The organism is Rhizobium sp. AC44/96 (genome assembly GCF_001692185.1).
In the GTDB taxonomy this organism is placed as follows: Bacteria; Pseudomonadota; Alphaproteobacteria; order Rhizobiales; family Rhizobiaceae; genus Rhizobium.
In genome coordinates this window covers 1-25500 of the sequence record NZ_LXKO01000001.1, presented here as the reverse complement: position 1 = coordinate 25500, position 25500 = coordinate 1, and the positions used below count along the sequence as shown (strand labels likewise).

General features: G+C 60.8%; 16 protein-coding genes and 1 pseudogene. 8 read left to right on the top strand and 9 right to left on the bottom strand.

The window, feature by feature from the left end:
* Window positions 1-3 precede the first annotated feature (3 nt).
* Window positions 4-522: a Dps family protein gene (locus A6U87_RS00085; RefSeq protein ID WP_065689218.1), complete on the bottom strand. Its 519-nt coding sequence runs from the start codon at window positions 520-522 to the stop codon at window positions 4-6.
* A 200-nt stretch (window positions 523-722) separates the two neighbouring features.
* Between A6U87_RS00085 and A6U87_RS00080 the strand changes: the two genes are divergently transcribed.
* Together A6U87_RS00080 and cysK are read left to right on the top strand one after the other, a co-directional pair.
* Window positions 723-1340, top strand: coding sequence for a LysE family translocator (locus A6U87_RS00080; RefSeq protein WP_065689217.1), 618 nt, complete (start codon window positions 723-725; stop codon window positions 1338-1340).
* A 133-nt stretch (window positions 1341-1473) separates the two neighbouring features.
* Window positions 1474-2436 (top strand): cysteine synthase A, encoded by a 963-nt coding sequence (cysK, locus tag A6U87_RS00075; RefSeq protein ID WP_065689216.1) that lies wholly within the window; start codon window positions 1474-1476, stop codon window positions 2434-2436.
* A gap of 53 nt (window positions 2437-2489) precedes the next feature.
* Here cysK and A6U87_RS00070 read toward each other — a convergent pair.
* Both A6U87_RS00070 and A6U87_RS30665 read right to left on the bottom strand, forming a co-directional pair.
* Window positions 2490-3791: pseudogene (locus A6U87_RS00070) on the bottom strand (YifB family Mg chelatase-like AAA ATPase); the annotation flags it as partial.
* A gap of 303 nt (window positions 3792-4094) precedes the next feature.
* Window positions 4095-4316: a helix-turn-helix domain-containing protein gene (locus A6U87_RS30665; RefSeq protein ID WP_369327240.1), complete on the bottom strand. Its 222-nt coding sequence runs from the start codon at window positions 4314-4316 to the stop codon at window positions 4095-4097.
* 196 nt (window positions 4317-4512) lie between these two features.
* Here A6U87_RS30665 and A6U87_RS00060 point away from each other — a divergent pair, with 196 nt between their 5' ends.
* From A6U87_RS00060 to vsr, 4 genes are all read left to right on the top strand, one after another.
* Window positions 4513-4812 carry a DUF6634 family protein gene (locus A6U87_RS00060; RefSeq protein ID WP_065689215.1) on the top strand — a complete coding sequence of 100 codons (300 nt, stop codon included), beginning with the start codon at window positions 4513-4515 and terminating at the stop codon, window positions 4810-4812.
* 171 nt (window positions 4813-4983) lie between these two features.
* Window positions 4984-6522: an AAA family ATPase gene (locus A6U87_RS29055; protein WP_141683890.1), complete on the top strand. Its 1539-nt coding sequence runs from the start codon at window positions 4984-4986 to the stop codon at window positions 6520-6522.
* A gap of 155 nt (window positions 6523-6677) precedes the next feature.
* Window positions 6678-6878 carry a hypothetical protein gene (locus A6U87_RS00050; RefSeq protein ID WP_065689214.1) on the top strand — a complete coding sequence of 67 codons (201 nt, stop codon included), beginning with the start codon at window positions 6678-6680 and terminating at the stop codon, window positions 6876-6878.
* 392 nt (window positions 6879-7270) lie between these two features.
* On the top strand, window positions 7271-7768 hold the full coding sequence (gene vsr / locus A6U87_RS29050; RefSeq protein ID WP_083199237.1) for a DNA mismatch endonuclease Vsr: 498 nt from the start codon (window positions 7271-7273) through the stop codon (window positions 7766-7768).
* Here vsr and A6U87_RS00040 read toward each other — a convergent pair.
* The 6 genes from A6U87_RS00040 to A6U87_RS00015 form a co-directional block, all read right to left on the bottom strand.
* On the bottom strand, window positions 7690-13581 hold the full coding sequence (locus tag A6U87_RS00040; RefSeq protein WP_065689212.1) for a DEAD/DEAH box helicase: 5892 nt from the start codon (window positions 13579-13581) through the stop codon (window positions 7690-7692). The genes vsr and A6U87_RS00040 overlap by 79 nt on opposite strands.
* Before the next feature lie 3 nt (window positions 13582-13584).
* Window positions 13585-15636 (bottom strand): hypothetical protein, encoded by a 2052-nt coding sequence (locus tag A6U87_RS00035; protein ID WP_065689211.1) that lies wholly within the window; start codon window positions 15634-15636, stop codon window positions 13585-13587.
* Between the two features lie 3 nt (window positions 15637-15639).
* Window positions 15640-18111 carry a hypothetical protein gene (locus A6U87_RS00030; RefSeq protein WP_065689210.1) on the bottom strand — a complete coding sequence of 824 codons (2472 nt, stop codon included), beginning with the start codon at window positions 18109-18111 and terminating at the stop codon, window positions 15640-15642.
* 54 nt (window positions 18112-18165) lie between these two features.
* Complete coding sequence (locus A6U87_RS00025) at window positions 18166-19983, bottom strand: DNA cytosine methyltransferase (RefSeq protein ID WP_244499402.1); 1818 nt, start codon at window positions 19981-19983, stop codon at window positions 18166-18168.
* 579 nt (window positions 19984-20562) lie between these two features.
* Window positions 20563-21477, bottom strand: a complete 915-nt coding sequence (locus tag A6U87_RS00020; RefSeq protein ID WP_065689209.1) for an HNH endonuclease — start codon at window positions 21475-21477, stop codon at window positions 20563-20565.
* Between the two features lie 624 nt (window positions 21478-22101).
* A complete protein-coding gene (locus tag A6U87_RS00015; RefSeq protein ID WP_065689208.1) occupies window positions 22102-22893 on the bottom strand; it encodes a DUF429 domain-containing protein in 792 nt (263 codons plus the stop codon).
* Window positions 22894-22970: 77 nt separating this feature from the next.
* Between A6U87_RS00015 and A6U87_RS00010 the strand changes: the two genes are divergently transcribed.
* Both A6U87_RS00010 and A6U87_RS00005 read left to right on the top strand, forming a co-directional pair.
* Window positions 22971-24641, top strand: a complete 1671-nt coding sequence (locus A6U87_RS00010; protein ID WP_083199234.1) for a RecQ family ATP-dependent DNA helicase — start codon at window positions 22971-22973, stop codon at window positions 24639-24641.
* A gap of 247 nt (window positions 24642-24888) precedes the next feature.
* The gene (locus A6U87_RS00005; protein ID WP_065689206.1) at window positions 24889-25407 is read left to right on the top strand and encodes a hypothetical protein; all 519 of its coding nucleotides are present in this window, start codon (window positions 24889-24891) and stop codon (window positions 25405-25407) included.
* The last annotated feature ends 93 nt before the right edge of the window (window positions 25408-25500 follow it).

Below are 25500 nucleotides of genomic sequence, written 5' to 3'. Positions count from 1 at the left end.
CTGTTACTTGGCCTGCCGCGTCATTTCGAACAGGAACCAATGGCGGCGCTCGGCCTCATCGATCCAGTTCTCGAGGAGGCTCGTGGTGGCAACGTCATTGTGCTCGGAGCAGACATCGTGGGTCTCGCGCAGCAGCGAAATGAGCTGCTTGTTATCGTCGCGCAGTTCGGCCAGCATGTCTTCCGGCGTCACATAGTCCGCATCATTGTCGTTGATCCGCTGCAGCCGTCCGATATGGCCGATCGAGCGCAACGTGGTGCCGCCGATCTTGCGGGCGCGCTCGGCAACGGCGTCCGTCATTGCGAAAATCTGCTCGCTCTGCTCGTCAAGCAGCAGATGGTAATCGCGGAAATGCGGGCCCGACATGTGCCAGTGGAAATTCTTGGTCTTCATGTAGAGCGCAAAGACATCGGCAAGCAGCGCGGCCAGGGCACCGGAAATGTCCTGAATGGCGTTGCCCTTGAGGTCCGTTGGGGTGGCAAGTGGCGCCATTCTGCGCTTTTCGACTGCAGTGGGACTCATCAAACTTCTCCTTCGCCAGATAGGCGATCGGTTGCGAGGTGCCAGAACGAATTCTTGACGCGGCGGGCGAGCCAAGGTGGGCAGCCCGCCACCGTCTGAGATCTAGAAGCGGGCGGGCTCGCGTCAATAGCGCGACCGCCCCCGCGGCGCTTGAAACGCGGCGAGGACGAGCGTAGAAGGCGACAAAGTTGGAGGCCAGCATGTCGATTACCGCCCTCTTCGCCTACGCCGCGGCACTGTTCATCGCAGCCGTCATTCCGGGACCGGGCATCACGGCCATTGTCGCCCGTGCGCTCGGTTCGAACTTTCGCGAAACCTTCTTTATGGGTCTCGGTCTCGTGCTCGGCGACATGACTTACCTGACGGCTGTTATCCTCGGGCTTGCCTTCGTGGCGCAGACCTTCACCGAGGTCTTCATCGTCATCAAGATCGCGGGCGCGCTCTACCTCGGCTATATCGCCTACAAGCTATGGACAGCTGGCCTGCTGCCGCAGAACATCACCGCCAAGAAATCCAGCAGCATCGGAATGAGCTTCCTGTCGGGTCTACTCGTGACGCTCGGCAATCCGAAGACCATGCTCTTCTACGTCGCCCTCGTGCCGACACTCATCGACATCAACAGTATCGGACTTCGCGAATACGGGATCCTGCTGGTGACGACGTCAGCGGTTCTTCTGGTGGTGCTGATACCCTACATGATGCTTGCCTCGCACGCTCGCACGCTACTGAAGCAGCCGCGCGCGCTGCAGCTGTTGAACCGGGTGGCGGCCAGCATTCTGGCGGGCACTGCAGCCTTCATAGCCACACGCGCTGCCTGAAAAATTTCGTACGGCAAAGCTTGGTTTTCAAAGGATATTTTCTCTGAAGCCAATGCTGCGTGGATGAAGCCGCTCTGGTCTCCACCCCGCTTTGACCCTATTGTCAGGACACAGTTCATAACGGGAGTTGATCATGTCGAAGAAACCGGGCCGTGGCCGCATTTACGCGTCAATTACCGATACCATCGGCGATACGCCGATCGTCAGGCTCGACAAACTGGCCAAGGAGAAGGGCGTCAAGGCGAACCTGCTGGCGAAGCTTGAATTCTTCAATCCGATCGCCTCGGTCAAGGACCGCATCGGCGTCGCGATGATCGAGTCGCTGGAGGCGCAAGGCAAGATTTCTCCCGGCAAGACGACGCTGATCGAGCCGACCTCCGGCAACACCGGCATCGCCCTTGCCTTCGCGGCAGCCGCCAAGGGCTACAAGCTGATCCTCACCATGCCGGAAACGATGTCGATCGAGCGTCGCAAGATGCTGGCGCTGCTCGGCGCCGAGCTGGTGCTGACCGAAGGTCCGAAGGGCATGAAGGGCGCGATCGCCAAGGCCGAGGAACTGGCCGCGACACTGCCGGACGCCATCATCCCGCAGCAGTTCGAAAATCCTGCCAACCCGGAAATTCACCGCAAGACGACGGCCGAGGAAATCTGGAACGATACCGACGGCACGGTCGATATCCTGGTTTCCGGCATCGGCACGGGCGGCACGATCACCGGCGCCGGCCAGGTCCTGAAGTCCAAGAAGCCGAGCGTCAAGGTGATCGCCGTCGAGCCGGCGGAATCGCCAGTTCTTTCGGGCGGCCAGCCGGGTCCTCACAAGATACAGGGCATTGGCGCCGGGTTCGCACCCGCGATCCTCGATACACACATCTACGACGAGATCGTCACCGTCAGCAGTGCCGAAGCGCTTGAGACGGCCCGGCATGTCGCAAGGCTTGAGGGTGTACCGGTCGGCATCTCCTCCGGTGCTGCGTTGACGGCCGCCATCAAGGTAGGCAGCCGTGACGAAAATGCCGGCAAGAACATCGTCGTGATCATCCCGTCCTTTGCCGAGCGCTACCTTTCGACGGCGCTGTTCGAGGGCCTCGGCGGCTAGGCTGCCGTCATTTCTCTTCAGTCAAGGGGCACTTCGGTGCCCCTTTTGCGTTGTCAGGCCACCGCCGTCAGCCGCTCGCCGGCCATGCGATAGGAGATGGCCTCCGCCAGATGGATCCGGCCAACCGTCTCCTGACCGTCGAGATCGGCCAGCGTTCGCGCCACCTTGAGAACACGGTGATAGCCACGCGCCGAGAACTTCATTCGCTCGGCGGCATCACGAAGCAATTGCAGCCCGCCTGGATCGGGAGCCGCATAAGTCTCGATCATCGCCGTCGAGCAGCGTGCATTGGTGCCGGTGTCGGAAGACCCGGCGGCGGCAAACCTATCGCGCTGGATATCCCGCGCACGAGCAACGCGACGCGCGACGTCGGCGCTCTTCTCCGCCGGCATCGGTCGAAGAAGATCGACGGCGGAAACGGCCGGAACGTCGATGCGAATATCGATGCGGTCCATCAGCGGACCGGAAATCCGGGCCTGATAATCGGACATGCAGCGCGGACCGCGGGCGCAGCTGTGCCCGGGCTCGCCCGCCATACCGCAGCGGCAGGGGTTCATGGCGGCAACGAGCTGGATGCTGGCGGGATAGGAGACCCGGTGATTGGCCCGCGCAATGATGCACTCGCCGCTTTCGAGCGGTTGGCGCAGAGCATCGAGCACCTGTGGCGAGAACTCCGGAAACTCATCGAGGAACAGCACGCCGTGATGCGCCAGCGACGCCTCCCCCGGCCTTGCACGAAATCCGCCGCCGACCAGCGCCGCCATCGTCGCCGAATGATGCGGCGTGCGAAACGGCCGGCGATCGGAGAGCTTGCCGCCCGACAGCTGGCCAGCGATCGAATGCACCATCGATACCTCAAGAAGTTCCGCGGCCGATAGCGGCGGCAGGATCGACGGCAGGCGGGCGGCCAGCATCGACTTGCCGGAGCCGGGCGGGCCGACCATCAATAGGTTATGTCCGCCGGCGGCTGCGACTTCCAGCGCGCGCTTGGCGCTCTCCTGACCCTTGATATCGGCGAGGTCGGGCAGATTGGCTGCATTCGTCCGGATCGATGGTTCCGGGCGCGACAGGACTTGCGTGCCGCGAAAATGATTGGCGAGCGCAATTAGGCTGCGCGGCGCCAGAATATCGATATCGGCGCCTGCCCATGCCGCTTCCGGACCGCTTTCGGCCGGGCAGATCAGCCCCTTGCCGATGGCGTTGGCGCCGATGGCTGCCGGCAGCGCCCCGGCCACAGGGGCAATCGTGCCATCGAGATTAAGTTCACCGATGACGACGTAGCCGGCGAGTGCGTCGGCCGGGATCGCCCCAAGTGCCGCCATCAGGCCGAGCGCGATCGGTAGGTCGAAATGCGACCAAATGCCACGTTTGTGATTTTGTATGCAGGAGTGCGGCGAATTCGGTTAAAGGATAGGAAGAGGCCGACGGTCAACTCCCCATTTAAATAAAGTATGCGTGCCGATCGCCCGTAGGCGATCGAACAGCACGCATTCCGCTTAGAAGACAAGGCCGAGGAGCGGAGCCTACTTCGCAGCGGACGAGGTCTTGTCGTCAAATTGACTAAAGAAGTCGGCCGACAGGCCGTCATTTCCGGCGAAGCCGCTCTGGACCCCGACCGGAGGAAGGGGCTTTGAGACTCGAGGTCTCAGCAGTGTCAGTTACTCAGGCCGCTCATCATCATAAGATCCGACCACAAAGCTTGCTCGGATACCCCATCCTTCTGCCCCAATCGGCTGAAGAAACGCGACGCCGCATTTCCCGTAGTGGCGAACTAGCTTTTCGACGCTCGCGATGCCGGCGGAACCCTTTTCGATCATATAGATCGTGCGAGGACTTATACCGGAATGCTCCGCCACCTCGGACTGAGTTTGCCCAAGCATAAGTCGTGCGACGGCAAGGATTCGTGACGGCGGCCTCATACCGCCTTGGTGTCACCAAAAGCTTCGCTTCGCAAATAAATGTTGACAATAGCGAGAGAATCGCAAAAAAACGCGAATATATCGCTAATAATAGCGATGGAATCGATAGTCACTCACGGCCTGTTAAGGCCACGAATCGCAGGAAGAGGTGGTTCCGATGAAGTTCACGTACTTAAGCGCGGAAGATGCGCAGAGGCTTTCCGCTGATCTACGTGCGGTTGAAGCTGGATCGGTCGGGACACTCGCCCTTCACATCGCTCCCATCCTCGAAGCTCACCAAATGTATTCGCGCAGGATCGCCTGCCTCTCCGGGTACGTCTTCGGCCATCCTTCTCTGGGCGACGGTCGTGAGATCATGACGAGTCAGCTTATGTATATGGACACAGAGGCCGGCATCGCGCGTACGGTCAACCGTTGGTATCGCCTTGGGCATCCGGCCGGAACTGGACGAGTATGAACGGGACAACCGACAGCCCTCAGTTTTCGATCATTTCCAACACCGGCGACGTCGATCCGGGAGAGATTACCCGCAAGGAACCTTCTCGCGATCGGACGTTACACCGCACGACAGTTCCATGCAGCACAGCAACTGCTTCGCAGTGCTCGACCGGGTTCGAGAGGGTGTCCCGTGACAGATAAACCGCCATCACTAGACCGCCATTTTCAACGCCGGCAAAAGGCGGCAATTGCCGGGTTGCATTTGCCGACCGCGGAGGAACTGCTCCGAGGGATGGCGTTCTTCCGCGAGGACTTGGCTGAAGACATCCGCGAATATTCCGGCCGACTGGCAGGTCGAGTTAAAAAGCGCAAGCGGACTGGGCTTGCACTGCTCGCCACCAGCCTGGATGAGTTAACCGTAGAGCCGAGTGAGGACAGCGTGCTTGCCGTGGAGGCTGCTCTCGATCTCATCGAAGATACCCAAGGTTTACCCGTCGAAGAGTGCCGCCTGCGATGCCGGTTCTATCGGGCGTTCTTTGGGGACGGCCAAGCAACAGCTCTAATTTCCGGTGAAATCGCGCATCTCGCTTCGGGGGATCGATCTCCTGCGGAGAGCCGAGACCTGCTTTGGCGTTCGCTTGGTTGGGCGGCACAATCCCATGTACTCGACTGGCGCCGACGAGCCGGCCTCTCTGTTCAGAGGTCAGCGAAGTGGTTCGAGCCGGAAGTTCAGGCCTACGAACTGCACTTTAAAAATTTGATCACGTCATCAATGGTCGATGAACCGGAAGTTAAGGATTCGTCACCGATAGGCCTTGCGGTAGAAACGTGGGAGGAAGAGCCACCAGGGCACGAAACGCGAGCGACTGATGGGGTGGTCATTATCCGCGGCATCGGTAATGACACGACGGTCGATGGAAAGAGAGTGGCGAAGGAATTTGCGAAGTTCAAACAACGCCCGTTGCCACTGCGCCGTATGCCCGAGCTCCCCCTTGTTCGTGGACGACTGATCGCAGAATTCCCCTATGCGGTGACGGTTGTTGACGCTGTGCTTGAGGGCCTTAGTGGTCGGCCAAATGTGCACCTGAGGCCGATCATCCTGCTCGGAGCACCCGGAAGTGGCAAGACACGTTTCGCAAGAAGATTGACGGAGGAACTTGGCGCGCCCTATGAACTTATTTCTTGTGGAGGCTTGAGCGATAGCGCCATCGGCGGAACGGCCCGGAGATGGTCGTCGGGCGAGCCTAGCCTTGCGGTCATGGCCGTGTGTCGACACGAATGCGCCGGAACAGTCGTCATTCTCGATGAGATTGAGAAGATCGGTACAGGCCGGCGCAATGGGAACGTGCACGACGTGCTGATCGGACTGTTCGAACCTGAGACATCGCGCCGCTGGCATGATCCCTACCTTCAGGCCCACTGCGATCTGTCGCACGTGTCTTGGCTGATGACGGCGAACTCGCTGGAGCCGATTCCGGCGGCTTTGCGGGACAGGTGCCGAATCCTTAGTTTTCCCATTCCAGGAACCGATCATTTACCACTGATCGCTCCGCGAATCCTGCAGCGGCTGTACATCGAGACGGGTCACGATCCGCGCTGGGCGACTCCCCTTGAAGGATTCGAGTTGGACGCCTTGGCGAGCTTTTGGACGGGTGGTTCGATCCGGAGGCTGGAACGTCTCGTTGAAGGATTGCGGGAGGCGCGCGAACGTACGAGGCGGCGACAATGAACTTCCCGAAGGCCGTGTGAGGTGACACGCATCTCTTGCTGGAGGCGACCGCCTGCTCATCCCGGGCTACGCGCCCCCAGCCGCTCGCCCGCCGCACCGCCAGCTCTAGGCGAAAGATCGTTCACTCGTTAGCTACTGTTTGAGAGGGGGCGGACATGCCACGCGGTGGTAAGGACGAGACGGCCAAACCCCGCGATCTTGGGAGGTTGAGAGATACGGTCGATGACAACGAAACGTTTGGCGAGGCGCTCTCCCGGGCTGGCTTCGAGCCGGCTCAGGTCGGGCGCAAGGTCGTGTCCCAGGGAAAACGCAGGGAGACGCTGAAAAAGCGGGTTTTGGACAACGAGGACAAGTAGCGCTTCGGAGGGTGTTTCCGAGAGTAGTGTCGCTATCCCTGTGCGCGCGACAACGCGTGCAAAGGTAAGTGTCCTCAGCCGAGCGGGGAGGAGCAGGATACTTGCTCCGATGGGACTGGCGCACACTGCACTCTAGGGGAGCATGTCCGAAGATTCGGGTGGCGCAACCACCACAATGGACTCCACGCGCGATCACTCGCGCGATTCGGGAATTCTATTCGCGTACGCCAGCGTTGGCACCCAAATCGCCGCGTCTCTGCGCCATAGTCTCTCGTCCGCTTGCCGAAGGCGCCCGCAATGCACCACGGACATACGACGGCGTCCAACGTGGCCGGCGTTCCACGTACGCGCCTCGCCATCATCCCGCCACCGAGATTGGCTATGGATAACGCATGGATCTCGAAGCAACGCCATCTGTCCGTCGACGCATGCAGCGCACGCGAGGGCGCGACAATCTATTCGAGGTTTCGATCAGATCGCAGCTTTACGCGAAAGGGTTTCGTTACCGGGCTCATTATCCCGTTCCCGGAATGAAGCGCATCACATGCGATATCGCCCTGCCTAAACTAAGAATCGCCGTCTTTCTCGATGGCTGCTTCTGGCACGGGTGCGATATCCATCCGCCATCGGTGAAGAAGAACACCGCCTTCTGGATGGAGAAGATCGAACGCAACCGCGCGCGTGACAGACGGGTGCGCGAGCACCTTGCCGAGATCGGCTGGACAATTCTTCGATTCTGGGAGCATGAGGCGGTCGAAGCGATAGTGAGGAAGATCGTTTCGACCATCGAAGAGTATAAACAACGAAACTGTCACCACGCCGAGGCGCGAGCGCGCTCTAGGACGAGCAGCGGCCGCCGCGACAGTTCGAAGCTGTCTACGGCGACGTGACTCCGGTCTAGGCCCAGCGTGTCGAATAGCCGCTCCCGGTTCCACAGGGGATGGACGACAACGCCCCAGCGGCTGCTGCTGTCATCGAGGGAGAAGACCGGAATGTCCGGCCTCCCCTTGACGCTCGACACTGTGTTGCCGGGAATGAACGTCTTCGTCTGGACTGCGAGTTCCCCCGCTGCCTTCGACCAGTCGCTGAGTTCGAAGTGGTCGTAGTCGCCGTCCATGCCGCACTCGTAGCAGGGATCGACCATCGCACGCAGATAGGAAAGCCCCAGCCGCCAGTCGAGGAGACCGTGCAGGTTCCTGTTGTTGTACCTCTGCAGGCACCTGTAGCAGGAAGATCCACACCGCTTCATGTGATCGGCGTCGGCGACGTCGGTCCTCGGCCACGCTCCATCCTCATCGAGGATGCTGTGGATCAGGTCGGAGACGGGAATTGTGCTGCCACCCAGCAGATGTCGGCAGAAGCCGGAGCCGTTCGGCAGTGCATCCGATATCTGGAGATATGGCAGCCGTTCCCCGCTCGGCGAGACCATGATGTTTGGGGCGAGCGCGTCGAACTCCTCCGGAGCGATGTCGAGGTCGAGAGCAGCCCGCTGGACGAGGACCTCGGTGGCGGAGATCGCCGCAGCGCGGACGCTCGTGCGACTGGGTTCCCGCTTGTTGCCCCTGGAAAGGCCGATGTCCATGTCTAGCAGGCGCAGGTTCGGGTTGAGCTTCACGGGTCCGATCTGGAGCGAGTTGGTGACCTTGGTCGATGCAAGCCATGCGCTGACGGGTTCCTCAACTGTCCTGTAGCGGCCGTTCTGGTCGTCTACCAGGGCATCCGTGGCGATAGCCTGTCCCGACAGCTTCAGAAGCGGCTTGTCCTTCCACCACCATATGCGCTGCGCGTCGTTGTCGATCGCTTCCTGGACTTCGAACCCGGTGAAATCCGCATCGTCCCGGAAGCCGGGGTTCACGAGGAAGATCTCCGACTGTTCCGCGAAGTTGACACTGAGGTTCGCATCGGTCTTCTGAGTGTCGGGCTTGCCCAGGCTGGCGAGAGTGATGCGCTGGCCAACCTTGGACATCAGACTGTCGGCCGACGGTTCGAGCGTTGTCCGATACGCCGCTGGCGTGACGCAATGGATGCCTGTGTCGGCCAGAGGCTCGTCGCAGGCCGGGCACGCGGCGGTTTGTTCTGTTCCCCTGCTCCACGCTCCGCATTTGCCGCAGAACCTGAGGTGGAAGTCGTCCTTCCGCCAGGGGGAGAGCGGCCTTATCGGGCCTGCGAGATCCGTGGCGAACTGGTCTGGCGGAAGCAGCACCCCGGTGAACCCGATGCAGCGGTGGCGCAGCTTCTCTCGAGTACGAACGCTTCCCGGGGCGAAGTCGAAGATCGCCATGTCCTGGTCGCGGTCGATGGTGTCCCACTCGGCCTCGTAGTTCCCCTTCCCTGCCTTTTTCAGCTCCACATAGAGATTTCGCGACCGCGTCGGCATGCCGTAGAGCGGAACCAGCCCGCGCTCGGCGAGCGCCGCCGCGATGCCCACCGCCTGCAGTCTGAACTCCTCCCTGAGACTCTCGATGTCCTCGAGGACGGTGTCCACTGAAACCGCCTGCAGGATCTCGTCCACCTTGCATTTGGAAGCATCTGCCAGGATCGTTGCCAGACGGGTGCGCCGATCCTCGGTGCGCTGGAGCGCGTCACGCAGTCTTTCACGCCAGTCCATGTCGTCGCGGAAATATTCGCGGCAATACAGGAACTCGCCGTGAATGTCGCCGGGAACGACATCGTCGCCAGCCCATGTGTTGCCAGCCTCTTTGCAAAGTAACCGGAAGGCCTCTACCAGCCAGAATTTGCGGAGAAGCCGCGACGGAATGTCCTTCAGCCCGGTCGTGATGAACGGCGGCGGCGGAGCCGATCCGGTGATCTCGATCGGATTGTGGAAGTAGTGGATGTCGTGGCTCTTGCTGCGGCAGACGGTCAGGACGGTCGAGAACGCCTGACCGCGGCGGCCGGCGCGGCCCACGCGCTGCTGGTAGTTGAAGCGCTGTGGCGGCATGTTGCCCTGATAGACCGCCTGCAGGGAGCCAATGTCAACGCCCACTTCCATTGTCGTCGTGACGGAGAGGAGGTCGGATGTCTCAAAGAGCTTGCGCCAGCGGAAGTCCTCGTCGCTCTCGTCGTCCTCCCTGACGAAGACGCCCTTGAACTGCTGCAAGCGCTCGGCCGGATCGCTTGTCTGGCCCGTCAGCTCCTCGCATTTGAGCCTGAAATGAGGCTCGCCGTTCGTGATCGCACGCTGTACGCGGCGGCCGAGGAAGTTCTCGCTGGTGATCTTGCCCGCGGTCAGGTCTTCCGGACGTGTCAGTGCCGTCCCGCACCGGGTGCAGCGTCCGAACCCTGTGTGTAGGTGGACACGCCCGCAGAGGACACAGCGCCATGCGGCAGCGGCCGGATCGGCAGCACGGAAGTAGAGCATGCTGATGTCGATCGATCCGTCGCCGCGTGGCTGGCGCAGCGTCGTGCGGAGCTTTTCGAGGAAATCGTCGCATTCCTTTTCCGGATGCTGCGCGAGTTTCGACATCAGTTGCCGCAGCTTGTTGTCGCCGCGTCCGAGCATGTCGAACGCGTTCCTCCAGGCGTTGCGTGGATCCTCCTGAAACCTGTTCGGCGTGATCCGGTAGGCGTCGGCGAATATCCGGAGCATGGCGTCGTCGCGCGACTTCTCAGGGGTGTATTCCTCGGGCCCGTAGAAGCTCGGCCATCCAAGTCCGGTCTCCTCGAGCGCGAAGTAGGTCTTGCTGAAGAGCAGGTCGGTTGCGTCCGGTGGCTGCTCGTCCTGAACCTTTTCTCGCGCCTTGCGGATGAGCTTGAGCTGCTCTTCAGGAACATCGTGCTTCCACGATATCTGATCGCTCCCATCCCTTTCGAAGAACTCGTACCACGCGTGGCGTTTGTTTATGCGAGAGAGCTTCGTGTCCGCTCCCTCGACGGGGGTGGATCCCAGTTTCATAAGTTGCGTCAGAATTGGCCGCGTGAAATTCCCCGACTTGGAGCGTTCGAACTCGAAGAGTTCAGTCAGCGGGACGCTCGCCGGCTGTCCGGCCGAGGCCTTCCTTTTCTGAAGAGCCTTGTACCTGGGCTGGAGATGGTCGGTTTCCTTCTCATCCATCGTCAGCTCGACGATTTCAAGCTTGAGCTTCTGGTACTCGGCTTCGTCAGCCGGAGTGTAGGTATGTTCGGCAGCGATGCGCGTTGCAGCGGCGATAAGTATCTCGCGGCGCAGGTCGCGCTGGTGCTGCACCTCGACCTCGAGCGCGAGGTTCGCCGCATCCTCGCGGCTGTCGGAGAACGCGACCAGCTTGCCGTCGCCGCCCTGCGCCTTCAGCGAGGCAACCAGTTCGGTTGCGAGGAGCTGCGAGGTCTTCGCGAAACCTGTCCTGAAGCTTCGGATCGGCGACAGTCGGCCTTCGCGCCTCGTGGAGTTCGCCTGTCGGTATCGGCCGGAATAGTCCGTGCCGCACTTGGCGCAGCAGAAAGGAACCGCAGTGCCGTCGTCCTCAATCTTGCGCTGATGGAAGCCGTCGGTGCCAGACCACAGCATGAGATATCCGGGCACGTCTCCGGGCTTCTCGGTGTCGCTCACGACCCCGGTGCGGGGGTTGAGGTAGCCCTTCGCCCACCCGTAGGGTGTTCTGCCCGTGCGGATCTCGGTCTCTGGCTGGCCAAGACCCGGCCAGAACAGGGCGAATTCGAGAAAGCTGGCATCCTCGAAGCGGAGCGATGAAGCACTCTCCGGAAGCTTTTCAAGTTCTTGCGGCGCCGGAAGCAGCGAAACTCTGCTCGAGGATCCCGGAATGCGTTCCCCCCGCTTGCCGCCGAGGTAGAGGTCGCCGCATGCTTCGCAGTAGAGCAGCTCGAAGAGGCGCTTGCGCCCCTCGCCGTCGCTCTCTCCGTCATTGGTTTGTCCGCGTTCGATGCTGGGAGTTCCCCAGACGACAGTGCCGTCATCCTCCCGGTGAATCGATGCAAACAGCCCTTCGATGTTGCGGACGAAGCAGTGCATCCTGAAACCTGGCAGCGATGCGACGATCGCAGGGTTGGGCACGAGTTCGGCTGGCAGGACGGGAGTGGTTTTGTGATCCGGTCCCGGAAGGTCGGGAATGGCCCTTAGAGCCAACAATCCTCGAACCGCATCTCTATCCGCAGCCTCGAACAGAACATTCCCGATGTCATCGACCGTTCGCGGGCGCTTGGAGCCGAGTTTTGCGGGATCCTGGAGTGCGTAGTCCAGCATCGCAGCAGCGCAGACTGTTGCCGCTTCCAGCATCGCCGCAGGGGTCTTGCCGGCCGATCCGGGAATGCTCGCGGCAGCGGACAGGAAATGGTCGACGAGATCGCGTGGATTGCGGCGGTAGTCGACGTCGTCCAGTGCGCGGGCCAAGGCAGCGAGGCTTTCGCGCGTAGGCATGTTCTCGGGACGCTTGACCTCGATCGGTTCGCCCGTGACGACGCTGTTTTGCCACGCCGCGTCGAGATCGTCCGCCCCCGCAGTCCCCGCGTCGCCGAACATGTTCTTGAGATAAGCGATGCTGGCTTCGGCATTCTCCTTGTCCATCGGGAGCGATGCGGAAGATGCAAGGACCCGGAGCTTGTGGGCGTGGGCCGGGTCGGTCAGGCCGAGCCGCTCGAGAAGGATCTTGAGCATTCCGGCCATTTCAGCACCTGCGGATCCGCGTATGAGGTGCAGCTCGTCGAGCACGAGGTAGAAGCGCGCGTCTTCGTTTTCCATCAGCCACGCGCGCGTGTCCTTCAGGATCGGATCATCGAATTCGCGAACCAGCATCGCATTGAGGATCGACTGGTTGGTGACGAGGATGTCCGGCGGGGTATCCTGCATGTCCCAGCGGGATATCAGTTCGGCCCCGTCCGTCGTGGGGAAGATGTAGCGCAGATCCGGATCGACGTCAGTGGCCAGACGTTTCTGGATGGACTGATAGCGCCGAAGACCGGTGCGCAGTTCCTTCCGTTCGCGGTTGTTTCGCGCCTTCCAGGACGGATCCTTGTTCTTTCGGGGATGCTCGAGAAACCCCTTGGCTGGGGACTTGCCCGTGTATCTTCCGAAGAAGATGCGGTTTCCGTTGAAGTGGCGCGCCATGACGTCCTGCGCATCGTCGGAATCGAGCGCCTTTCGTAGACGCACCATCTGATCCTCGACGAGGGCGTTCAGCGGATAAAGGATGAGCGCACGGACCGCCTTCGGCCTGTCGGGATGCTCGTTCCTGCGATGAAGCCGGAACTTCTGGCCCTCGTCCAGCCAGGTGTCATCGACAGGCTGCAGCGGGGCGGGCCATTTGGTCGCCTCCTTCGCGAGCTGGGCGAGGATCGGTAGCATGAACGATTCCGTCTTGCCGGACCCCGTTCCCGATGTGACGATGCCGGGCGTTCCGTCCCTTGCACCTTTTTCCAGCATCTGTACCTGATGAAGATAGGGAGCGTAGGCGCCCCTGAATTCGGTGCTCGATTTATCCTTCCGATCAAAGAGGCCGGAGAGTGCGAGTTCCGCGAAGGCCTGCCGCTCGTCGCGCGAGAAATGAGGCAGGCGGCCCTCGGGATCGTCGATCAGCCCTTCCAGCCCATAGGTGACGGGCTTGTAGCGGGCGACGGCCTCGAAGATCGGGTCGAGCGCGAGCTGGCCTGGCGTGGAAAGAAGCTCCCTCCTCATCGCCGACATGCGCGGATCATCGATCCGGTACGCCGTGTCCAGGTACGCCAGGAACTGGTCGATCATTCGGTTAAAGCCACCGATCGGATCGAACATTCTTCAGCCCTCCATATTCATGAAATATTCGTCGTATTCGTGCTCGCTGCCTGCGGCAGTCGCTGCAAGCCAGTCCACCTGCTTCAGGAAGACGTCAATTGCATCGGATCCCTTGATCCACGACGGGGTGCGTGCGAGCGCCCGCGCCACGCTTTGCATGGCCGAACTATTCACCTCGCGGTCTACGAGAACCGCGACCGCCTGGCGGACCCTCTCCTGATCGAGATTCGTCACCGGCCAGAAACCCTGGAATTTCGCGGATCCGGAACGGGGTGTCTTCGAGGGCTTCAGCGGGAACAGGTGCCGTAACGTGGAATCAGGAACCGGAACGCGGAGGCCGTCGGCGCCCGCGCTTGCAACGAGCGCGAGGTTGCGCGGAAGACGCCCGACCCTCCTCATCTCGATCATCTGGGGAAGCCAGTATTCGCATGGACCGCTCGTGATGCTGCACAAGGCCGCGGCAAACAGCACCGCGGGACGCTCCCTCGCCTTCTCGATGGTCGCCCTGAGACCGGAATGCTCGTCGTTCAGGAGATCGACAAGGGAGATCTTGGTGGGGTCGCAGAAGACGATGGCGGCGTCGTCTCCGGCGAGAGCCGTTGCAATGTCGACCGCACCCGCAGCAGAATCGGGACCGAGCAGCACCGGGACAACATCTGTGAATGTCGCGACGACGGCGGCAACATCGGCGAGCGTCAGCCCTGTTGCTACAGCAAGGTCATGGAGGATTTGCTTCCTCTCCTCTTCCGAAGCAAGAGGAAGCATTCGACGAGCTGCCGGAACCGCCTCCTCGGCCTGTTCGACCACAACCGGAACAGGGGCAACAGGCTCTGCGGACGCGGGGGCGGCGGTGGCGATCTGATTCATGTCGTCCCGGAGGCGGGTGACTTCCTCGCGGATGGCTGCCGTTTCGCGGGAGGATTCGCTCCTTATCTCTGCCGCTGCGTTCGCGAGCAGGCCTCGCAGCGTTTCCTCGTGCTTCTCGGTCTCGGACCTGAGGAGAGCCTCCCGGTGTGAGAACGTGGCCAGCTTCGATTCCGCGTCCGACACTTCGATCCGAAGAGCCGCCAGCTTGGCGCTCTCCACCTCCGTCTCCCTGCGGATCCGCTCTTCCAGCTCGGACCGCAGGCGCGCCTTCTCCGTCTGCTCGAAGTTTGCGAGCCTGTTCAAGAACGTGGGATCGCGTCCAAGAATTTCGGGCAGGATGTCGGCGAGCTCGCTGCGCTTGGACAGGCGCGCTGCTATCGATGCCAGATCACCCTTCTCCTCATCGCTGATGGCTCTGGCGGTCAGGAGGCGGAGAAGCTCTGCAGGCTCCATGGAACCCGCGCCGCCGGGAAGGCTCAGCGCTTCCTTCGACCTTGTAAGCCACCGCTCGACGGCCTCGTGGATCTCCTCCTCCGACCGCAGATCCGTGTCCGTCGGCTCCGACCACTTGGGTGGGGAGACGAACACGACAAGACCGTTCCCAAGCTTCATGGTTTCGGGGCTGTTCTTGAGCGTGGACGTGGCAACCGACCGCAAGGACTGCTGGCCGAGTTTGTAGCGCCCAGAGGCATGGTGCGCTTCGAACCCCGATGTAAGCCAGTGTCCGGACTGCACCTCGATCGCCGACACGGACGCGTCTAGCGGAACCTGAAGCGAGCCGTCCGAAAGAGCGGAAACCATCTCCTCGAAGCTGCCGTCGTGCGGGCTGTAGCCGACATCGAGCCTTGTAGCGGTCGCGAACGCCACGGAATCGAGCTTCCCTGGCCCCGAAAGGTCATTGCCGAGTTTCGGAAGCTCGAAGACGGAACCCCGGATTCTGGATGCCATGGTCGATATGCCGCCTGCGAACGCCGGAACGGAGACATCGTCCTTCTGCACGACCAGTTTCTGTTCCTTCTCGCCCGTGACCAGCCAGAAGGAGCCCGCGCCGCGCAGCGCTATCCTGCTGTCGCGGGTTTCTTTCAACTTGCCACTTTGGGCTTCTCCATTCTTCACCTCGACGATGATCGCGACATCGTGCGCGAGCACCTGCTTCACCCTGTAGACCGTCTTGCCTGATACTGACATCTTCTATCTCTTTTCGGCCATCACGCGTGCGATCCGCGTCGTCCGTGCCCTGCTGTCATGGATCCCACGACCCCTGTTGGAGGCCGATGCGAGAAACCTGTCGATCCACCTGATGCCTTGCGCCTCCTCGTCCCCATCGTCCTGCTCTTTGTCCGTGACGGGCACGAGAAGGCGGATGGCCGAGAGAGAGGAAGCGCCGATGGCGTACTGGTATCGCCATCCGTCTTTGGAAGGCCCGGGGGCAGCGTTGCACAGGACCCTGTCCGACGCCCATCTCGCCCAGCTCGACGGCAGGAGGACGCGGGGCCGCCTTGCCTGCAGAATGCCGTCCGATTGGAAGAACAGCGGGCCGCCAGCGCGCAGATGATGGGACAGTATCGCGACGGACGGGGAGACGTAGGTCTTCACGGGCTTCCCCTCGATGACCGAGCGGTGAAGGAAGGGGTTGCGCGACTCCTTCCTTTCGAGCCTGTAGAGACCGTGGGCGACCCGGTCGTCGTAGCGGACCGCGAAGAAGCCCCGCTCCTCGTCGAGCCTCCCAATCACCTGATATCCGCTCACTCCGTCGGGGTCGCCCACATCGGCGACCGCCAGTTGGGGCGCGGGCTTCTCGAGGATGGCCATCCTTTCGATGAAGTCGCGGCGCACGCGCTCTTCCGGACATCTGACGGCATAGCGCGGCAGCGCCCATTTCGACAGGCCGTTCCATGTCTCGACCTCGGCTCCTGCCGCTCCCGCCGCGGCATGGAGGCGTTCGAGCACCGCGATCGGCGTAGGGCCGCTGATCCTGACGAGATCCGATCCGACGCTCTCGGCCGTCAGCGGATTCTGAAGTATCCTGCGCACGGGGAAATGGCGCAGCAGCGTCATCTCCAGCCAGCCGGCATCGGAGAAGGAGCGGAGGAGATCCCATTCGGACGGACGGTCGTCCTCGGGCATGCCTCTCTGGATGATTTCGATGGCTTCGGAAACCGCAAGCCCCCGTGCCGACCGTTCGTAGAGTGCTTCGCCGATCGTCACCAGCGCATCGCATGGCGGGACGCGGTTGCCGCTCCACTCCTCGACGGTGGTGACAGTCGATGGCACCGTGCCGTGGTGGAACTCGTCCTCGGAGATCTCCCTTGAGAAGTCGAAGGAAAGGCGGCGGATTTCGCCGACCTCGTTCGCCCTCGGGACGAGCAGGATTTCACGGCTTTCCCGGTGGCTGCGGGCAACGAACAGCCCCGAGTGAATCCCGTCCTTGAACGACAGGCCGTCATTGCGCCGAACCATGTCGATCGTCTTGCCGTTCTTCTCGACGCGGATGGCCGCCGGAATCGGGCCTGAGATCATCGGAGCCAAAGGTGTGCGTCCAAGGTAGGCGCCGCCAACCCCGCCAACGCTGATGCCGTCCCGCCAGCCGAACTCCCTCGGCGCGCCTGCCGCCTGGACTCCGCCTTCGAGCTGGTTTTTGAAGTTCGCCACAACCCAGTCGGCGTTCAGCCCGGAAACGGATCGGATGGCATCGGAGTCGCATTCGGAGAGCTTCGATTTCTTCATCAGGAGGATGTTGGATTCCGCCTTTCCTGCCCGGTATCTGCCGAAGCCCAGATTTTCCAGGAATACGATCCCGCTGCGAACGAGCTTTCCGACAGCCTTGGGAATGAAGTTGAGCGCCTCCTCCGGGGTCGAGATCGCCGCGCGGACGCCGAGGGGCGATACCCTGAAAAGCTCATGTTCCCCGAAATCGCCCTCTGCAACCTCGATGTACTCGAGCGCAGCCAGATCGGCCACGATCGAATACCAGGCTTGCCAGAAGGGTGTTCCCATGTACTCGCGCACGCCGCGTTTCCGCGCCTCATCGAATTTCGCGAAGTTGTACACGAACGACTGCATCGTCTCGCCACGCATCTTCGATGTCTGAAACCTGTTGGCAACGGTGAGGGGATCGAGGAGATTCCCTGGAGGAATGAGATCCCTCACCCTTCGCAATTCATTCTTGTGCCGCCAGGTTGGAAAGGCCATCTGAAGCGTGCGGCCAATCCGGCTGATGTGGCTGGGAATGTGTTCGGGCAGAGCAAGATCGATGTGGTGTTCCCGCCAAAGGAAGTCCTTCAGGTGAAACCACATCAGGTCGAGGCCGTTCATCGGGAACCCGGTGAAGTACTCGTTGAGCTGCTTCCCGAGAAGGTCGTCGCGGAAATCCCGATCCTCGTCCTGCCTTGTCTTCGTCGTCTGCATCCAGCAGAGGAATACGAGGATCCTCACATAGTCCGGCGCGTTTCCCTTCTGCGGCGCCATGTCTCCGGAAAAGCGTGCTTTGAGGATATCGATGTGCGGCAGGGTCTTGATGAGCTGCTGGCGAGCCATTCCCAGATCGGAAACGCCGAAGATATCGAGGAGATCCTCGTCGGCGACATAGACGCTCGCGATCGGCCCCGCGCTGCCCGGAGCCAGAAAATACCTTTCGATGAATTCCGCCTCGAAGTTCCTCAATCTGTCTTCCCTACCCTTAAGACATTCTTGAGCCGTAGCCTGCCCCATACCTTCCTATCGGTAACGCAGGTCGTCCTCGGCGGCTTTGCCCCTGCCCTGCTGACGCAGTGGCTCGGAATGAAGGACGAGATGCGGCGCATTAAGCGCGTCGGCGGACATGTCGGTGTCCTCGAACGTCAGCCGGGCAAGAAGGAACGTTCCCTCGTCGCCGCCAAGGCGAACGGCCGCTCCGTCCTCAGGAATTGCCAGCGGCGGCAGGTTCGACACCAGACGTTCTGCGAGCTGATCATGCAGCAGCTTCAGGCGTGCCCGGAGATAGCGAACGGGAATGTCGAGTTCCATCTGGCCCGGCTTCGATCCCACGATCGCGAGAAGCTGGACGATCGCCCGGTCGATAGCGTCGACATCGCCTTCCCGAGTCAGGGGCAGCGCAACCACGCCTGCAGGTACGATGCCGCGGCGCTGCTGCTCCTCGTACACGGCGACAAGATCCTGATCGGCGAACTTGTCGCGCGAGGCGCGCCATTCGTCGCGGCGACGAAACCGCAGAGGCATCTCGCTCAATCGATATCCATTGGCGGCGACAGCGTCGGCCGCAATCGGTTCACCCCAGCCAACTGGCCAGTACGTTCCGGCGCCGTAGCCGTCTCGGGCACGCTCAGACTCGTTCTTCTTGCCCATGAAGCGCTTGACCATCTTAGGTAGCTTCTTGCCGTGAGCCAGCGCGTCTTTAGTAATCCTCGCGTTCACCCCTTCACCGCCATGAAGCAGGTGCGAAATGAGCTTGGTCATGAAGTAGGGCGGGACAGCGTTGCCAACCTGCTTGTATTGCTTCCCGCGTGGCCCGGTGAATTCGAAGCTGTCCGGGAAGCCCTGAAGTCGCGCGCCTTCTCTGACAGAGAGCGGTCTATCGTGGAGCGGATGCGTGAAGCAGCCAGAGGTAACGTTGCCGAAGCCCGCGGAAATGGTGTAGGCGGGCGAAGCCTCGTGCAGCCGTCCATAGAGGGTCGCGTAATCGGTCAGGCGCACGCGGCGAAAACGATCAGGCAGCAGTTCGGGCGGGATGTCTTTCCAGGAACCGCCCTGCGGCACCTTCGAAATCCGTTTTCGGTTCAGGTCGGTGAGAACATTCCACCAGTGGTTCGCGACCTGACCATCGAAATCCGCGACGAAGCGTTGAAACGCAGTCGGCGCAGCCGGTAGCTTGGTGGAAACCTTCCCGTCCCCGCTGGCCGGCGCTACCAGGTCACCGATAGCTTCAGAAACCGTGACGTAGGCAGGCAGGCTGCTGTGACTGCCATCGACAGCATGCGTCGGCTTGGGAAAGCTGGAAGAAATCGGATCTACCGACGCTATAAGGATGAACCTGTTACGGAGCTGCGGAAGACCGTAATCCGCCATATTCACGACATCAGCGAAAACGTGGTAACCGCGGTCCTCGAAGAGGGTGAACAGCTCTTTCACGATGACGAGGTTCTTGCCGTAAACGACGCCCGGAACGTTCTCCATGACAACGCGCTGCGGACGCCGTCCAGCCGCAGTGAAACCGTCCAGCAAGCGGATGAAATGTACGAAGAGCGCGTTCCTTGGATCATCGAGATGGAAGACCCCCATCGTGCTGACCGCCTGACATGTAGGACCCGCGAAAAACCAGTCGATCTTCTCAATTCCCGCGCGCTCTATCACGTCGGTCGCCGATACCAGTGAGACATCGCAGCAATCGACTACCGCTTCCGGATGAGCCTTCTTGAAGGTCGCGGTTGCGTGCTTGTCGATGTCGAGCGCCCATTTCACTTCCAGACCGGGGATTGCAATGGCCGCACCAGCCGACATGCCGCCGCAGCCGGAATAGAGATCGATAGCAGTCTGCATGATTCCCCCAGAATTCTCGCATCACACTATCAAGACCAACTGCATTCTGCGATAGCAATTTAAGTGACCGGATTAAATTTATACGTGTTTGTGCACGAAAGAAGCGCACCGGGAGTACTGTCCGGACACAGATTTGCAGATTCGCAAAGATCTTTGATCAACGATGCTTAACGGCGCTGCAAACTGACGTACCGAATCTTACCGTAGCATAGTACCCATTTTAGGTGTCGGCCCTGCCCTCTCTGGTGGGAAATTGACCGAGCGCGCATAGACCCGAGGCAAGGATTGACGACTTTCTCGCTTAAGCGAATTGCCACGGGCGCGGCCTGGATCCGACATGTACTCACGACAGACCGCAAAGCTGCTGAAGAAGGAGACCTGATCAAATGCAGTTATCCGGAAATTGGCGAAGTCTTCGTTCAGGGCCGCCAATCGCGACAGCGGCTTGCAGCCCGTGGATCCGCGCCTCGGCGCCCGCGAAGCATAGCAGGCAAGCAATGCGATTGCGTTAGATCGTAAATGAAAGCAGCGGATGCTCGCTTCCAGAACCGACTTCTCGTTGGGGTGTCCAATCGCGCCCTACACAATCCCGCTGAACTTCTCTCTATGCCGCGCTACGTACGCCGGATGCGGCCACAGCCGCCCATCCGCAGGCAGACGTATCCGATCCATCTGCTTCGCAAACAGCGTCCGCAACTCCGATGGCACCTTGTTGTGTGAAACGAGGATCCGGTAATCGTCGGTCAACGAGATCAGATGCCTGTCGAAGAGCCAGTGCACGGTTGCCGACAGCGCGATGCCATTCTGCACGACATCCGGTCCGCCCTCGGCGACCGACCATATATGCGCCGCCTGGGCCTCGGACTTGCCGCCGCCGTTGACTATCCGCAGCCCGGTGATCGCGCAACGGCTGTCGTAGGCGTCGCAGACCTTGCGCCGGAAGCTGGCTTCCCGGATCTTTCGGTTCATCAGGATCTGCTCGATACGGCGCTCCTGCTCGATGAGCGGGAGATCGAGAAGCTCCTGGGTGGGGCCATCGACGTGCTTGGGATCGAGTTCCAACCGGATGGCGTTGTCGGCCGCGAGGGTCTCGGAAAGCCCCGCTCGGACTATGGCCGCGAAATCGGTCTCGGTAATGACGCGAATGGATTTCCCCTGGATGAATGCTCCAACGCGCGTGGGGTCTGCTACTGACAGCAGCGACGTCTCCCAATAGCGGCCATCGCGGACGAAGGGCACGGGTTCATCGAACTCCTGATATTCCGCCATGACGGCGTAGGCGTGGCCGGGCTTGATCGGATCGTCCTCGATGGCGATGACCTTAGCCGTCGCCACATATGCCCTGCGACCGCCATTCCTCTGCGGCTCTCGATAGACGATCCGATCGCCTACCAATGTCTCGGCGATGCCGCGGTATTGTTTCGGGAAATGGTACCGGAACGCGATTTCGTCATTATAACCAGAGTCCCGCTTGGTATCGAAAATGCCTTTCAAGAAAAACCCCTGCTCTCGCCTTCAGGCCGAACGTAAGGCAGGCTGAGCGCATGTTCAACACGCCGCCGAACGACCTAAGCCGTCTTTGGGAGATAACCTTCCCTTTCGTAGCACTCGAAAATTCCGCTTGTGGAAGTCCTGCTCGAAGCAAACGAAGACGAGTTCCAAGTCATTGGCGCTGTCGCGCCTCCCGAGGAGGCTGAGCGTTGACGACGTCAGGAACTCGTTCTCCTACTAACTCCAGCAGCTTTTCGAACTCCTTGATTTGCGACAGGATCGCGGCACGAAGCTTGTAGCGGCCTTCCTCGATGTCGTTGTTGACCTCGCCCGCCTATTTCCAGCGGAAGCTGTTCCAGACCGGCTCCGACCGCGAGCCTCGCTGATGCGCACGACATCCGAAACATGATGTCCATGAAGTCGATGTTCTTCTTGAATTCGTTAAGGGCGCCTACGTCCACGTCGGTCCCCTCATGGAAGGTTTGATGGGATTGCATTTGATCTGACCGTACAAGGATTGCATCCAGATGAAAGCGGAGCGAATTCAAACCCGGATCAAGCCTCCATCGGTCGCGCGATGCGGCGCCGTGAGAACTCGGCCTATGCCGATCACTGCTCCGTCCTCAGCTAGCGGACCACTGGAACCCAGATTGCCGACGTATCGTCCCCGAATGCCCTCGCCCGCCCATCCAGGACGCAAGCTCCCACCCAGGCACAGACAACAGCATCGAGACAATCCTCGAACGCCTTCATCTTGTGTCCCCGAGCGGTGGCGGGTGGGAGAGGCAGCGCTTTCGCAACGCCTTTGATCCGGGTTTCAAGCAGCGATACTATCTGGCGCCACACCTCGAGCAGGTTTTCCCTCCGGACTCCCGGCGTGACTTCCGGCCAGTATTTCCCGATCTTGGAGACCTTGTATGCCAGCCTTCGCTCGGCCGCTGCGAGCTCGATAAGCGCGGGGTGCGGGTAGACCTCGATAAGCCCGTGTCCGCTGGGATCCGATACCGCCAGCGGATAGCCGATGCCATGGAAACCGATCCGTAGTTCGTCGCTGAGTTTGCCTGGCCGAGTGTCGCTTGGCGTATGTGTTCCCGCGTGCTTCGCGCCATATGCTGTCGAGATTAGATTGTCGGACGCCCTGCGACCGATGATCGGTGTCGTTGCCAGGGGCATATCGACGGCGACGATGTCGACCGGTGAGCCGACTCTGACGCTCGCCGCATCGATGATGGCGGCTGCATCAGGTATCGAACCCCGGTCCCGCAGAACCGGTCCTGCGGCAAGCGGAGGCTGCAGGAAGGCTGCATAGGAAGCCGCCACCTCCATCAGCCGCCAGCCGAAGCCGTCGTCGGCTATTAGCGCGACGCCGCTGGGTTCCCGGTCGGTCCATGCAGCATCAATTCCTAGAACTGATCTCATGCGAGTCTCATGGTTACACTTTCGCAGGCACTTTCTTTCAGAATGGCGGCTTTAGACAACCGGTTGAGTCGCGTTCATTGGCAAATTGGGAAGATACCCGCCGACTGGTGTTGGCACGGGACGGTTTCAAATGCGTATCTTGCTCGACGAAACTGAAGTCGCGCGACGCCGACGTGCATCACCTCCTTCCGAGATCCATGGGCGGATCCGACGAACTCTCGAACCTGGTGACGCTGTGCGACGGCTGCCACGCCGCCCACCATCCCAATCTGGCAGGAGGACTGGCAAAGCGCGCGATAGAGCGCTGGGCGATGCGGCTGGCCCGCTGGCTTGATCGGGATGCGCGTGGTCTCGAGGCCGGAATGAACTTCGGACCTGTCCTGCGCCTGTTTGGCGTCTCTCATTTCAGGAGTGGGCAGCTCCCGATCGTACTAGCCGCGCTAGCCGGGAAGTCTGTCCTTGTGGTCAGCCCGACTGGATCCGGAAAGTCACTCTGTTTCCAGATCCCTGCCCTCCTGCGCAACGGCTGCACCCTGGTGGTAAGTCCGCTGAAGACGCTCATGGCGGACCAGGTCTCCGGACTTCTCCGCAAGAAGATCCCAGCGACCTTCGTCAACAGCGCTCTCAGTGCCGAGGAGAAGGAAATCCGCTACGACATGGTCGGTGTGAATGCTGTGAAGTTCCTGTATCTCGCGCCCGAACGCTTCTTCGTGAAAAGCCGGGACGAGCGGAAGGCGCTTGCGGGAAGCGAACCCGAATTCCTGGTCGTGGACGAAGCCCACTGCGTCGATGCGTGGGGCCGAGATTTCCGGCCGGAATACGGTCGCCTTGCGGAGGTTCGGGAGAAGCTCGGCTCCCCGCCCATCCTTGCTTTCACTGCTACGGCAGGTCAGGCGATGCAGCGGCGCATCCTGGCGTCGCTTGGGATAGAGGACGCCGAAGTCTTCGTTCGCGGTGTGGATCGACCGAACATCGCCATGGTCCGATGGCAGGCGGCACCGTCAGCGCGACATCACGAAATCGCGTCGCTATTGCGGCTCCCTGTGTTTGCCGGACGAAAGGTTATGGTATTCGTTCCGACCGCACGTATCGGTCAGGAACTGCAGACCGACCTCAAGAACAACGGGCTCGAGATCCCGTTCTATCATTCCAAGTTGGGGAACGAATGGGAGCGTCAGGAGCTCCTCAAACGGTTCCAGGGCGAGAGTCGCCCGGTGGTAAACCATATCATCTGCACGAACGCGTTCGGCATGGGGCTCGACTTGCCAGATGTTCGGCTGGTGATCCATTGGCAGCAGCCCGCCTCCGTCGAGGACTATTTGCAGGAATTCGGACGCGCTGGCCGCGATGGCAAGCAGTCTGTCGCGGTGACGTTCACCGAGGGCGGACGTTCGGGACGGGATGTCGGCCTTCTCCGATTTATGGCCGAGAAAACCGCCAACGGCTCCGGTTTGGACGAAGCCACTGCTCGCGCCATGCTGAAGCAGCGGTACTCGCAGATCGAGGACCTGACCGATCTTCTGGCTTCAAGAGACTGCTTTCGCCAAGGGATTGCCGAATATTTCGAAGGCCCGAAGGTGAAACCTCGCCTAAGCCTCGGGATGAGGATCCTGAGTTGGGCGTTCAGTAGGGAGGCCGCGCCCAAGCGGTTCCGATACTGCTGCGACGCGTGTGCAGCCGTGGATCGGCAGCTAGAGAAGTTGCCGCAGCATGTGGCCTCGGTGTTTGCAAAACAGGCAGGTGGTTAGACTGGGCCGTAGACTCATATGCTCGGAGCCACATTCCTCGATGTCGAGCCCAGTCTGCAGAACCTATCCCGCCCTTTGCTCTAAAACCCACGCGATCCACCGGCGACCTACTGATCCACACGGGGTAAACGACAATCTTGAAGCGTCAGCTCCTGTGGAAACGATCGTTGAAGCCGCTTGAGGTTTTCGCCCGTCGAGATAGAAACGGTAACGATAATGCAACTCGCCACGGGCGGACGGTGTGACAATGGATGAAGACGAAGTGGAAGCCCTATACACTCATCTGGTTACGATCCTGACATCGCGAAGAGATGTGGATGAGCTTCAGGGTCGCGACGACTATTTGACCCCGATATTGGCTGAAATTGAAGCTGGAAAGGCTGTTCCAATCAAGCTCAAGGTGCCTGGCGAGCGGGAAATCGTCGATCCTGTTGCTGGCCGTCGAACAGGAAGCTCGTCGAGTGCGGAATTCATTCAAAGGCAGGATTTCTCCGGCCGAGAGAAGATTGAGATTTTGCTTCGCGGCGTCGAGATGTCCGTCGTCGCCCCTGCACGGATGGCGGCCGAGATCAACAAGTCATTGGAGGGGCTGGACGTCGATGAGTTCGATGGCGTTCTGCGGTTCGGCAATGATGTTGTAAGCACTCCGATACGAACGGTAACCCCTGCCGAGCTGGTCACGACCTCGATCGAAGCATCGACGTTGGAGTCGCTTATCAACGAGATCCGAACAGGGCTGGCCAAACCACGCGAGGCCACATGTTGATTCCCATTGAGAGCTGACCCGGCGTTTCCACCGAGAAGTGACCCGCTTTTAGGTATCGTTTGTGTTAGTCGTAGTGGTCAAGTTCCTGCGTTT